We start from the raw sequence: 13096 nt of genomic DNA, 5'->3' as shown, positions 1-13096 counted from the left end.
CACAAACGGGCCAGATTGTTGCAGATTAGCCATACAAATAAGAGTGGTAATTAGAAAATTTATGTTAACATGATACTAGAAAATATAAGAATTTGTGAAATTAAGATACAGTTAAAAAACAGTATCCCTTCTACATTCTATGTTAACATTCCATGAATTGTTCTTCTACCGAAACTCAACTCTCTGTTTTCCACTATTTGTGCTACATTTTTTACGCATACACCATGATTACATTATTCTAAGTCGGCTTCTAAATAAGTGATATAACCATCATGTAGTATGAATTTAAATGAACCATATATTTCTCCTCCTGGAAAATCTCCTGTAAAGAAAACACGCACGTTAACTTTGTCATAGTTTTCATTGGTATGACTAACAAGTTTGGTTTGTGTATTGTAGCCGATAAAATAATTGGTGAAATATTCTTTGATTTCTTCTTTTCCTTCATAATTGCGCCCTACTGAAATTTCATTAATAACTGCATCTTTGGAAAAAGTTTCTTCGTATCCTTCTGTATTATGAAGATTTAACATCTCCATAAACTTTGAAATAATTGGATGTAATCCTTCTGGCATTCGTATCTCCCTTTCTTAAATCTCTTTAGTATGATTTTTTTTGCCACACATGAACAATTGATTCGCTTTGTTCTTAGTATAAAGATTGAAATATGACAACGTTCCGTCTTATTTTTTAAAAAAATTAATTTCTCTATTAATTTTCCACACAGTTAAGAGTAATCAGTTGGTTATTCGAAATAGCTATTCTTTGTAAAAGATGAGATATGTTAAATAATCTAAAACAAGAATAAAAAAACTTTAATATGACAAGCTGTTGTCAAATTAAGGAGTGTATTCTGGCAATGTAGGAAGGAGGTGAGATTAACACGGTAGTAAATGTGACATTGCATTTTCATTATTATGAAAAAATACGATGCGCGATAATATTTTTAAATATGACAGACCCATGTCATATTTAGGGTGATATAGTAATCACATACTGAATGGGGGAATGAAAATGGAATGTTCCTGGCCGGGCAATAATCAGCTTATGCAAGCGTATCACGACAAAGAGTGGTGTGTACCAAACACTGACGACCAATATTTATTTGAAATGCTGACATTGGAAGGTGCACAAGTTAGGTTATCCTGGAGTATTGTATTATCTAGGAGAGAGGCTTATCAAAAAGCTTTTCATAATTTTGATATTAGTTATTGCTCGACACTAACGGATAAAGATTTGACGAATTTGCAAGAGCAATATAATGTCATTAAACATTTTTCTAAGCTTCAATCGGTGAGAAGTAACGCACAAGCAGTCATAAAGATACAACAGGAGTTTGAAAGCTTGTCATTATTTTTATGGCGTTATGTCGATTTTAAACCAATAATCAATCATTGGCATTCAGAAGAGGAAATCCCTGCTCAAACACCACTATCAAATGAGATTAGTAAGGATTTGAAAAAAAGGGGATTCAAATTTATTGGTCCAGTAACAATGTACGCCTTTATGCAAGCTATTGGCATGGTGGATGACCATGGGACAAGCTGTCCATACACTTCAAACAAAGAGAGGAAGATGAAAGAAAATGGATTTCACTAACGCAGTTAATCGTTCGTTACAAATTAGAAAAGCATACCACCAGCTTGAGAAAAAACATCATGGCTCAGAATGGGAAGTAGAGGAAGATGCACTTGCATTTCTTACCGATGCGGCACTTGTTGGAAGATTAGCAATGGCTCACCAAGAAAGATGGCCAACAGGGACTGATCCAGAAGCTGACTTAGAGCATAAGATCGCGGAGTCTTTTTGGTGGCTTATGGTATTAGCAGAGCGAATGGACATTGACAGTGAACAAGCATTGGAGAAGTTTTTAAAGAAAAAAGAAGAACAATTCTTGTAAAGCGAAGTAGGAGGATTTCACATGACCATTAGTCGGAATTTTGAAATCATCTATCTCTTATTGGATAGAAAAGTGGTTACTGCGAAGGAATTTGCCGAGCATTTTGAGGTTTCCACAAGAACGATCTATAGAGATGTGGATGTGTTAAGTGGAGCAGGAATCCCTATCTATGCTAATAAGGGAAGAGGGGGAGGAATTTCTCTATTAGAGGGATACACCTTCAATGCTTCCATGTTAACGAGTGATGAACAAGTAGACATATTAGTTGGCCTGCAAACGTTAGCAATCACTGATTTTCCAAATACAGACCTCATATTAAAGAAAGTGGCTCGGCTGTTTAAAAAAGAAACAGTAAACTGGATCGATGTTGATTTTTCACCATGGGGAAGTGGAGAAAAGAAGAAACAGTTATTTACCTTATTAAGAAATGCAATGATCCAACAACTTGTCATTCAATTTCGTTACTTTAATTCACAGGGTGAGCAAACTCTACGAGAAGTTGAGCCGATTCAATTATTATTCAAACAAAATGCTTGGTATCTTTCTGGATATTGTTTGTGGCGAAAGGATTATCGTATTTTTAAAATTAGTCGCATGGATCAAGTTTGTGTTTCAAACCAAACATTCACCTTGAGACCCACAGCAGATGCAATAAAAAATGCAGAAAAACAAGTAGGGGAATCCTCCATACCTATGAGGATTAGAATTGCCTCTCAAGGGGCGTATCGGGTCTTTGATGAGTTTGATGACCATATGATTACGAAAAATAAAGATGGCTCATACACGATTGTAGCAAATTTCCCCGTTGGCACATGGCTAGATAGCTATCTTTTGTCCTTTGGTACACTAATTGAAGAGGTTCATCCTGTTTATTTACGTGAACGATTGGTAAAAAAGCTTGAGGAACTAAAGCATAATCTTGAAATAAATACCAGCTAAAGCTAAGCTTTAAAAAAGCAAGGACGTGTATTCTACTATGAATAAAGACTTTAATATTTTATATGAACCACCTCATTCACTTGAATATAATGCTTAAGATTAGAAGCTAGGATTAGCGGTAATCATAAGAGGTAGCCGAGAACGGATTAAAAACCTCATTATTTGCTATGTCTATCTATGAAATTCCACCTTCATCGGAATGGGGCGAGTGATTGGGATGGCGATGCGTTTTTCAAGTAGTTGATATTGTCGTCAAACCAAGCTACCAAGGTAATGCACTCGGAAAAAATTATGCAGAAAATAGTCTATCTAACAAATCAAACCTATCGTGGTTCCTATGTAGCTTAATTAACGACGATCCAGCAAATAAGATATATGAACAATTTGGATTTACAAATACCTATCCTAAATCTCATGGCATGAAACTTTCTTCATACTCGAATTACTTTTTTTTATAATATGACATACTGTTGTCCAATTAAGGGTTGTATATTGGGAATGTGGCTGAATCTTATTCCGGACGACGACAAAAATGGGGCACAACCGAATACTGCGTCCATTCTGTTTCTAAACGGGACTACAATCCGATTCAGTAAACAACGATTAACATTTTATAGGAGGTTTTTTTATGTCACTCGATTCTTACGTTACGCTTAGCCATTCAGGTGCGAAGATTCTGATATACGGAGCCAGCGGCTACACCGGCAAGCTCATCAGCGCACGGGCACAGCAGGCTGGTCTAGACTTTGAGATCGCTGGACGCAGCGAGGCAAGTGTTAGTGCACTTGCCCGTAGCCTTGGCGTCTCCTATCGCATCTTCGCGGTAGAGGATGCACAGGCGCTGCGATCTGCCCTGAAGGGCGTCACCGCCATCCTTAACTGCGCGGGACCGTTCGCGGTAACGGCGCGGCCCATCATGGAGGCCTGCATCGATAGCGGAGTCCACTATCTGGATATCACTGCGGAGTTCAAGGTCTACGAACTGGCCCAGTCTTTGTCGAAGAAGGCGGCCGCTGCCAGCGTGATGCTGTTGCCGGGCGTAGGTTGGGACGTGGTTCCCAGCGACTGCCTGGCCGTGTATACCGCGAGCAAGGTTGATAAACCACGACGTTTGCGAATTGCGTTGGAGGTGGCTGGGGCGATGTCCCGAGGCTCAGCGACTAGTGCTGGGGAAATATTGAGCGTGGGATTACTGGTACGTTCCGAAGGCAAGCTTGTCGCTGCGCCTAATGCCGATACGTCCGTTTTCGATTTCGGCGAGGGTAACGTGGAATGCGCCCGCCTGTCCTTTGGCGATTTAGTGACGGCATGGGCATCGACCAACATACCTAATATCGAGATGTTCGTGCATGTGAAAGGTGACGCCTTTCCTGAAGGCGATCTGTCGCTCCTCCCGGATGGTCCTACGCCGGAGGAACGAGATGCCAACCGTGCTAAAGTGGTGGCCGAAGTAACGGGAGAGGATGGTTCTATTGCCCGTGCTCGAATCGAGACGGTCAATGGCTATTCTTATACGGCGCTGTCATCGGTCGAGGCCGCCAGACGCGTGCATGCCGGTCATTTCCTCCCCGGCTTCCAAACACCTGCTTCGGCATTCGGCGCCGAGTTCGCGGCGAGTATCCCGGATACTCGCATCATCGACCTAGATCCGATCGTTCCTTCCCGGTGAGCCTCGTCCAATTAAGGGTTGTATATTGGGGATGTGGCTGAATCCTATTCCGGGAGACAGCGAACAACTATTATCAACAGCCTCTCGGAATTCGAGTGGTGCTGAAGTGGGGAAACCGGTTAAAAGCAGACGTTTTTGAACTGGGAAAAGTGGAAAATGAAAACCGTTTTCAAATTAACGGTGAAAGATAACTTACCTAAACTTCAATCTAAATATATTACTTCGCTATGGGTGGTTTATTAGAATATAAGAAACTGTAAAAATAATGAATTTTAGTCTTGCTTTTTTCATGTTTTACTGACAATGACAATGATTGATTAAAATAAACATAAGAAATGGTGATTATGTGTTAAATACATTCCTATTGGTTCGTAAAGAATTATTGAATGAGATAGATGCTTTATCAGATAAACAATTAAACATGAAACCAAGTGAAGATAAGTGGAGTGTATCTCAAGTTATACGGCATCTTGCTTTTATAGATGAAGCAATTTTGCGTGCATTGAGGAAAGCTGTGCAAGAAGAAAGTAAACGGGTAACGGAGAAAAATTTAGATTCTGCTCTAGACCGCACAAACAAGATAAAATCACGCCTTCCAGAACCATCAACTGAATTTACAAACAAAGAAGACCTCTGGAAAATTTTAAATCAAGCAAGAACTCCACTACTGGAATATATAAACGAAATTATTGATGGAACCGTTATAGAGGACAAATCAATGATACATCCTGTATTTGGACCGATTAGCATCAAACAAATGATTGAATCTATTGGTCTCCATGAAAAACGTCACATTGAGCAAATTAAAGAGATTAAAGAAAGTATATTAAATTGTTAACCGATGCAGTTGCACTAACGGGTGCTTTTGTTTAATAAAATATCAGCAATGATCTTCAACAATCAGGCGCAATTCTGTAATAAGAATTGCGTTCTTTCTTTGTGTATAGGGCCAGATTCTTGCAGATTAGTGTGATTTTTTATCAGAAAATCAATACAAATAAAAGTGATAATTGGAAAATTTATGTTAACATAATACTAGAAAATATAAGAGTTCGTGAAACTTTTCACTTAAACTAAACCAGCTAATAGTACAAGAATCAATATTTAGATACTCTTTACAAAGAATTACGATTCATAAGTATGGATACTGACAACTAGTTACTTAAAATAATTGGTAGATTTACTTACAACAGAATAGATATGTTTTCCAGATTATAGTAGTATGAATCCATATTATTAGGTTCTCATTTATTGAGGGATTGGAGTAGAAAATGTCAAAAATAGTTTCATTTGTTGGTGGAGTTCAAGGACCTTGGAAAGTTGTCCGAATTGAAAATGTAGTTGGAAAACCCTTGGAACCAGTTGAGAAACTTCAAATAGTTGATGGTTCTATAGAAAATCCTTCTTTCAACACAAATTGGATACTACGGGGTGTAACAAGCAACTTGCGTTATACCACAAGTCAAGAGAAAGAACATTTAAATAAGCATTCACCGACACTTGGTAGAAAAGAAGATACTTGTGCTGCATTGATACCAATAAAGAAATCAGTTGAATGGTGGGAGCTTGCACAGGACGAAAGACGTGAGATTTTGGAGGAACAGTCTCAACATATTAAAATAGGACTACGATACTTGCCTGCCATTGCACGAAGATTACACCACTCGCGTGACCTTGGTGAACCATTTGATTTTGTCACTTGGTTTGAGTATTCTCCAGATTATTCTAGGGATTTCGAAGAGTTAGTATCAAGTCTTCGTACTACACTTGAGTGGAAGTATGTAGAGCGAGAAGTTGATATTAGATTGGCTTTAGACTAATTTTCCATAAGATAAACCAATAATAGTTTTTAAAAGAATAATTTAAGATTAATTGTTTTTTAAGTAAAGGGTGGCGTTAGTTTAATAAGCAAGCTGCCTTTTAGTACCTAATTCCTAGCAAAATTATTTCTGCAACAATCAGGCGCTATTCTGTAATAAGAATTGTGCCCTTTCTTTCTGTATAGGGATATTAAGGAAATTTTTTAAAGAAAATATAAACGATAGACAATCGCGTACTTTAATGGAATGATCCCTTAATATCGAGGGCCGTATCAACTGGTTCAATCATTTATACCCATTATACTTTCATCACCCACCATCTCCTACTCATCAATGGTGGGTGATGAAAGGGCAAAAAGATTTAAACTTTCATCGGTATTACCCTTATTTATCAGATGCTCATCTAATCTTAGGGACAAGCTTTCACTTATCCCTTCTTGATAACGAGTGCTATAGATAGTTATTCATTACTTTTCCTAATCTTCGTCCATTAGTTATATTTTCATGACTGCGCCAGTGTTGGCAGAGGTGACTAACTTCGAATAGCGGGCAAGATATCCCTTTTTCACTTTTGGCTCAGGCTCCGTCCATTTTTCTTTACGTTTCGTATGCTCTTCCTCGCTAACGAGCCATTCAATTGTCCGGTTTGTTAAGTCGATTCGTATACGATCACCATTTTTCACAAATGCAATTGGTCCGCCTTCTGCTGCTTCTGGTGAGATGTGACCAATAGAAATCCCTCTTGATGCACCTGAAAATCGACCATCAGTGATAAGAGCGACTTTAGTGCCTAGACCCCGACCCGCTATCGCTGAAGTTGGTGCAAGCATTTCTGGCATCCCCGGTCCTCCTTTTGGACCTTCGTGGCGGATAACCACAACATGCCCTTCTCTTACTGCGCCTTTATTAATCTCTTCCTGTGTTTCTTCCTGGGAATCGAATACAATAGCTTCTCCTTCAAATATTTTAATCGAAGGGTCAACAGCGCCAACTTTAATTACAGCGCCATCCGGTGCAAGGTTTCCGTAAAGAATGGATAGACCACCAACCGGGCTATACGGATTGTCCTTTCTACGAATTACCATATCATTCGTAATTTCGGCATCTTTTACGGTTTCATACAAACTTTTTCCTGAAATCGTTAGCCTATCTGGATGGATAGCGCCTTCGATACTGCAAAGTTCTTTAATGATAGCACTAACACCACCCGCTTTATGGACATCATCCATAGAATAATCAGACGCAGGGCTTATTTTACATAAGTACGGAACACGTTCTGCAATCTCATTAATTCTATTTAAGTCATAATCAATCTCTGCCTCATGTGCAATGGCAAGCGTGTGTAAAACTGTATTAGTCGAACCGCCCATTGCCATATCAAGCGCAAATGCATCGTCGATTGTTTGTTTGGTAACAATATCGCGTGGCTTAATATCCTTCTCAATCAAATTCATTAAATGCTTCGCAGCATCTTTTATCAATTTGTGTCGTTCCTGAGACGTTGCCACAAGCGTTCCATTCCCTGGTAATGCAAGACCAAACATTTCCATTAACGAATTCATCGAGTTGGCTGTAAACATACCTGAGCAAGAACCACAGGTTGGACAGGCTAACTGCTCAATTTCAAGCAATTCTTCACGTGACATCCTCCCTGAGGAGAATGCACCAACACCTTCAAATACAGAAGCAAGGGAAAGGCTCTGTCCATCTTTTGTCCGCCCTGCTTCCATTGGTCCACCTGAAACAAATACAGATGGAACATTGGTACGCATTGCTGCCATCAACATACCTGGCGTAATTTTATCACAGTTAGGAATATAGAAAACCCCATCAAACCAATGGGCATTAATCACTGTTTCCGCTGAATCACAAATGATTTCCCTGCTCGGCAAAGAATAGCGCATGCCAATATGGCCCATTGCTATTCCATCATCAACACCGATTGTATTAAATTCAAACGGAATACCTCCCGATTCAATAATGGCTTCTTTTACGACCTCTGCAAATTTATTAAGATGCATATGTCCTGGAATAATATCAATATAAGAGTTACAGACACCGATAAATGGCTTATTCATGTCTTTTTCCTTTACCCCTGCTGCCCGTAGTAAGCTACGGTGAGGAGCACGATCAATTCCTTCTTTTATCATGTTCGATCTCATTTTAATATTCAAATGAATCACCCCTTTTTGTTATTGAATAAATGTATACAGTTCTTGCATTGGTCTGATAATGTTTTGTTTCATCCTCGCTGCCGCGGCTTCCGCGTCTTGTTGTTCCAAAGCTGTGATGAGTGAATCATGTTCTTCGACAGAGGTCATCGTTGCGTGAGGCTTTTGTTTTAAGAACACATACTTGAATCTGCGAATGTGAATTTGCAGCGATGCGCTAAATGAAGCAATGTATTCATTTTCGGATAGATCCACAATCAGGTTGTGGATTTGCTCGTCCGTTTCCATGGCTTCGAACGTCTGCCCGCTTTCAATTGCTTGACGGAACCGCATGTTAAGATTTTTCAACTGATCAATGTGTTCTGGTAAAATACGTTGGGCTGCATACTCGGCTCCCAAAGCGTGAAGTGATGCTAGAGTTGGATACAATTTTAAAATGTCGTGTTTTTCAATTTGTTTCACCCGGGTTTCTTTGCCGGGATGCATCGATACAAGACCTTGTATTTCCAACAGTTGTAGCGCTTCCCTGATCGGTGTTCGGCTTACAGCAAGTGTTTCCGCCAGTTCCGCATCGATGATTTTCTCACCCGGTTGAAGTGTGCCGTCAATGATCCATTTTTGAATTTGTACGAATGATCTCTCTTTTGCTGACATTCGTGCCGGTACTGCAAAATTTTTGGGAACAGGCATGATGAACCTCCGTTCTAAGTAATATATTGCATTCAATATATCGCATACGGAATAGTATTGCAACTTCTTTAAAGGAATTTTCAAATAATGTTCATTTATTGATGAGCCTCACACTCGTGATATTAGCGGTAATCCTGTATAATCATATTCAAATAAACGTTTGAATGTAATTGCATTTTGAGAGGAGTGAATTAGAGAGATGTTAAATTATGAAGTTGTGATTATCGGTGGAGGTCAAGCACTTCAACGGAGTAGCGTTAGATCAACAAGCAAGCCGCCTGAGTATCTAATTCTTATCGATTCTATCTTCAACAATCAGGCGCAATTCTGTAATAAGAATTACGACCTTTCTTTGTGTATAGGGCAAGATAGTTAAATAAGCAAACTGGCGTTAAGTCGGTCTTTTCTTTTGTTTTTTTAGTTCAGAAACTCTCGATTACTAATTGGTAAAAATTAAATTTATAAAGATTGAAATAACGTAGCAGATTAGTGTAATTACAGGAATCAGGATTTTTATATAGAATTATTACAATAATAAATAACAGTAAAGTTGGTGCTCAAATGGACAGAACAATACATATTGATAAAATGTTCTCAAAAGACTGGGAACAAGTTCGAGAAATCTATCTTGAAGGAATTGCTACTGGAAATGCAACCTTTCAAAAGGATGCTCCTTCCTGGGAAACGTGGGATAATGGTCATATATTAGAGTGTCGAATTGTTGCTCGTTCAGAAGGTGAAATTTTAGGGTGGGCTGCTTTAAGCCCCATCTCAAGTCGCTGTGTTTATACAGGTGTTGCAGAAGTAAGTGTTTATGTTAGTCAAAGTAGTAAAGGAAAAGGAATTGGTAGCTCACTTCTAAAATCCTTAATTAAAATAAGTGAACAGAACGGAATTTGGACATTACAAGCTGGGATCTTCCCTGAAAATACCTCAAGTCTTATATTACATAATAAACATGGGTTTCGTGAATATGGACGGCGAGAGCGTATTGGTAAAATGGATGGGGTATGGCGTGATATTATCTTGTTAGAAAGAAGAAGTAATAGAGTTGGAAATAACTAAAGTTGTTAAGCTAACGGGGCTGCGTTAGTTCAACAAGCAACCTGCCTTTACCTAATTCCTATCGATACAATCTTCAACAATCAGGCGCAAATCTGTAATAAGAATTGCGCCCTTTCTTTGTGTATAAGGCCAGATTGTAGAAAAAGTAGGTTCTTTAAAATTGAAATTAAATTGGTAAATTTATGTTAATATTATTATAGAATACCCAATAATTTGTGAATTTTTTCACTTAAACAAAAGGGGAGGTTTGCAGAAGAAGCTAATAAGAAGAAAAAATTGCTTCTTTTATTGAGCCACCAAAACGGTGGCTTTTTTAATATCGAAATTTATTTAGTCTTTACATAAGAATATATCGTAATGTAAGATATAGTAAAGGAGGTTTGTTTTTGTGACTTTAAAGAACACAATTAATAATATAAATCAAAATTGGACTGATATTTATCATTTATTACATTTCGTTCATCAAGAGAATATTTCGCACCAAGCTATAAGATTATTACAACACATAGAAAAGAAGCAAAAAACAACGATAGGTCATTTAGCTACATTCTTAGGTGTGACTCATAATACTGCTTCAGAACACATTAAAAGACTAATTAAAAAGGGCTATGTATCCAAAGAAAGGAGTATTGTAGACGAAAGGAAAGTATTTGTGATTTTGACTGAAGAAGGTAGTAAAGTATTGTATAGACATACACGATTAGATAATGAAAAATTAAAAAATGTATTAGATAATCTTGATGGATCTGAAATTGAAATGATAGAAAAGTCATTTGATCTTCTTAGTCAGGAGGCAAGGAAATGTTTTTAATTACAAAAATTCTTGTCTCAGCAATCATTATTGCCTTAGTAACAGAAGTGGCAAGAGTTTTTCCAAAGTATGGTGGGATAATTGCCGCTTTACCCTTAGTGAGTTTGCTAAGTTTGTTTTGGCTTTATATTCAAGGAGAACAAACAACTAATCTAAGTAAATTTGCTTCGGGTGTCCTATGGGGGTTTCCTGCTACTACTGTGCTATTAATCATAGTTGTAATTTCATTGAAAGCATCTTTATCATTATTTATATCGTTAGGATTTGGAGTTGGTGGATGGATAATATTTTTGGCAGTCCAAGATTTTCTTGTAAAGAAGTTAACACCTTTCTTATAATTTAATGTGAACTAATGTACTTAAACAAACGGAGTAGCTTTTCTTCAATAGTAAAACATAAGTGATCTTCCGCAATCAGGCGCTATTCAGTAATAAGAATTGTGCCCTTTCTTTGTGTTAGGGACAAATAATTGAAGATGATTAAAAGAAACTCTATTCTACTTAACAATATATTGTGTTATCATTCTATAGATTTAACTATATACATATGAAGGAGTGAGCTCTAAGATGGAAGCAAAAGAATTTCAAAAATGGATTGCTGAATACTACAAATCGAGAGGTTGGGCTGATTTAGATATTTTTGTACGTATTGGCTTTTTATCAGAAGAGACTGGAGAAGTGGCTAGAGCTATAAGAGCCCTTGAAATTGGACGAGATCGTCCGGATGAATGTGCCAGTTCATTCAGTGAGGGTAAGATACATTTAACAGAAGAACTTGGTGATGTATTAGGTAATGTAGTTATCATTGCGAACAAATATAATATCGATTTAGAAGAAATCTTTTTAGAACATAAAAATAAACTATCCAATAGATATCGTTAAATAATTGAATAAGGGGTAAAGGTGATTGCGATGGAAATCAAAAATCTTGCTGTATTTTGTGGATCGAGTACAGGTACAGACAGTATTTATATTGAAAATGCAGAGAAGCTCGGAGAAGAATTAGCGATTAGCAATAGGACTTTGATTTATGGAGGAGCTCAAGTTGGATGTATGGGCGCTTTGGCTGATACATCTCTATACTATGGAGGTAGTGTAGTGGGTGTGATCCCTAAAAAACTGAAGGATGTGGAAATCGCCCATGGGCAATTAACGGAACTTCATGTAGTTGAAACAATGCACGAACGCAAATCGAAAATGGCGGAGTTAGCTGATGGATTTGTTGCTCTGCCTGGAGGTGCAGGAACATTAGAAGAGTGGTTTGAAGTATTTACTTGGTCACAGCTGGGTTATCATGCAAAGCCATGTGGCTTATTAAACGTGAATGGCTTTTTCAATCCGTTAATCACGATGTTAGACCATACAATTGAACAGGGTTTTATGAATAAAAATTACCGAGAAATGATACTTATTGCTTCTGACCCTAAAGAGTTATTGCATAAAATGGATTCTTATAGTCCAAGTTACATATCAAAATGGACTTAATCGATAAGACTTACACTTCAACAATCAGGCGCTATTCTGTAATAAGAATTGCGCCCTTTCTATGTGAATAGGGCCAGATGGTTGAAGAGTAGTTCCTAAGATTTTGAAAATAAATTAGGAAATTTATGTTAAAATGATAACAGAAAATGTGAGAGTTTGTGAAATTTTACACTTAAACTAAAGGGGAGAATACTTCAACAAGGAAATGCCATAATTATTAAACTAACGAGGCAGAAGAGTTTAAGAAAATTTATAATTGTTTTTAAGGTGGTGTATTTGATGAACAAAAAAACAAAAGGACTTATTGGACTGATTGGTTCCCTTATTGTATGTCTTTTTGGGGTATATCGTTTAATTACAGAAACTCCATCAACTGTTAGTCTATTGATTATTCCAATAGTATTTGCGGTCACAGGATTTATAGGAGTTATTGGCAATTTGATTACTTTGAAGAAACTAAACAAGGATGCTTATTAAATTAACGGTTAGCAATAGTTGCACAAGCCGTATCTCCCGTTATGACGCTAACGGGACGGTTCCTTCGATA

15 protein-coding genes are annotated in these 13096 nt (G+C 37.7%); 12 read left to right on the top strand and 3 right to left on the bottom strand.

Annotated features, from left to right (window positions below; genetic code table 11):
- Positions 1 to 233: 233 nt before the first annotated feature.
- Positions 234 to 575: a nuclear transport factor 2-like protein gene (locus CEF18_RS17665; protein WP_110937873.1), complete on the bottom strand. Its 342-nt coding sequence runs from the start codon at positions 573 to 575 to the stop codon at positions 234 to 236.
- 433 nt (positions 576 to 1008) lie between these two features.
- Here CEF18_RS17665 and CEF18_RS17660 point away from each other — a divergent pair, with 433 nt between their 5' ends.
- The 6 genes from CEF18_RS17660 (at position 1009) to CEF18_RS17635 (ending at position 6328) form a co-directional block, all read left to right on the top strand.
- Positions 1009 to 1599 carry a DNA-3-methyladenine glycosylase I gene (locus CEF18_RS17660; protein WP_220693836.1) on the top strand — a complete coding sequence of 197 codons (591 nt, stop codon included), beginning with the start codon at positions 1009 to 1011 and terminating at the stop codon, positions 1597 to 1599.
- Positions 1586 to 1900, top strand: a complete 315-nt coding sequence (locus CEF18_RS17655; RefSeq protein WP_110937871.1) for a nucleoside triphosphate pyrophosphohydrolase family protein — start codon at positions 1586 to 1588, stop codon at positions 1898 to 1900. The genes CEF18_RS17660 and CEF18_RS17655 overlap by 14 nt, the downstream gene beginning before the upstream one ends.
- A gap of 21 nt (positions 1901 to 1921) precedes the next feature.
- Positions 1922 to 2839: a helix-turn-helix transcriptional regulator gene (locus tag CEF18_RS17650; RefSeq protein WP_110937870.1), complete on the top strand. Its 918-nt coding sequence runs from the start codon at positions 1922 to 1924 to the stop codon at positions 2837 to 2839.
- 628 nt (positions 2840 to 3467) lie between these two features.
- Positions 3468 to 4508 (top strand): saccharopine dehydrogenase family protein, encoded by a 1041-nt coding sequence (locus tag CEF18_RS17645; RefSeq protein WP_110937869.1) that lies wholly within the window; start codon positions 3468 to 3470, stop codon positions 4506 to 4508.
- Positions 4509 to 4854: 346 nt separating this feature from the next.
- Entirely contained in the window at positions 4855 to 5346 is a 492-nt protein-coding gene (locus tag CEF18_RS17640; protein WP_190238704.1) for a DinB family protein, read from the top strand.
- 433 nt (positions 5347 to 5779) lie between these two features.
- Positions 5780 to 6328 carry a chlorite dismutase family protein gene (locus tag CEF18_RS17635; RefSeq protein WP_110937867.1) on the top strand — a complete coding sequence of 183 codons (549 nt, stop codon included), beginning with the start codon at positions 5780 to 5782 and terminating at the stop codon, positions 6326 to 6328.
- Between the two features lie 494 nt (positions 6329 to 6822).
- Here CEF18_RS17635 and ilvD read toward each other — a convergent pair whose 3' ends face one another.
- Positions 6823 to 8490 (bottom strand): dihydroxy-acid dehydratase, encoded by a 1668-nt coding sequence (gene ilvD / locus CEF18_RS17630; RefSeq protein ID WP_110938794.1) that lies wholly within the window; start codon positions 8488 to 8490, stop codon positions 6823 to 6825.
- A 30-nt stretch (positions 8491 to 8520) separates the two neighbouring features.
- Positions 8521 to 9189 (bottom strand): GntR family transcriptional regulator, encoded by a 669-nt coding sequence (locus tag CEF18_RS17625; RefSeq protein WP_110937866.1) that lies wholly within the window; start codon positions 9187 to 9189, stop codon positions 8521 to 8523.
- A gap of 561 nt (positions 9190 to 9750) precedes the next feature.
- On the opposite strand from CEF18_RS17625, the gene CEF18_RS17620 reads away from it, so the two are divergent.
- From CEF18_RS17620 to CEF18_RS17595, 6 genes are all read left to right on the top strand, one after another.
- Positions 9751 to 10254 (top strand): GNAT family N-acetyltransferase, encoded by a 504-nt coding sequence (locus tag CEF18_RS17620; protein ID WP_110937865.1) that lies wholly within the window; start codon positions 9751 to 9753, stop codon positions 10252 to 10254.
- A gap of 388 nt (positions 10255 to 10642) precedes the next feature.
- Positions 10643 to 11065: a MarR family winged helix-turn-helix transcriptional regulator gene (locus CEF18_RS17615; protein ID WP_110937864.1), complete on the top strand. Its 423-nt coding sequence runs from the start codon at positions 10643 to 10645 to the stop codon at positions 11063 to 11065.
- Entirely contained in the window at positions 11056 to 11403 is a 348-nt protein-coding gene (locus CEF18_RS17610) for a DUF3147 family protein (protein WP_110937863.1), read from the top strand. Before CEF18_RS17615 ends, CEF18_RS17610 begins: the two co-directional genes overlap by 10 nt.
- A 228-nt stretch (positions 11404 to 11631) precedes the next feature.
- Complete coding sequence (locus tag CEF18_RS17605) at positions 11632 to 11946, top strand: MazG nucleotide pyrophosphohydrolase domain-containing protein (RefSeq protein WP_110937862.1); 315 nt, start codon at positions 11632 to 11634, stop codon at positions 11944 to 11946.
- A 30-nt stretch (positions 11947 to 11976) separates the two neighbouring features.
- Entirely contained in the window at positions 11977 to 12549 is a 573-nt protein-coding gene (locus tag CEF18_RS17600) for an LOG family protein (protein WP_110938793.1), read from the top strand.
- 276 nt (positions 12550 to 12825) lie between these two features.
- Entirely contained in the window at positions 12826 to 13026 is a 201-nt protein-coding gene (locus CEF18_RS17595; protein ID WP_147422011.1) for a hypothetical protein, read from the top strand.
- The last annotated feature ends 70 nt before the right edge of the window (positions 13027 to 13096 follow it).

This window comes from Salipaludibacillus neizhouensis (assembly GCF_002886185.1).
Classification (GTDB): Bacteria; Bacillota; Bacilli; order Bacillales; family Salisediminibacteriaceae; genus Salipaludibacillus; species Salipaludibacillus neizhouensis.
Note: the sequence above shows the minus strand (reverse complement) of the source record. Positions and strands in the feature narration are given on the sequence as shown.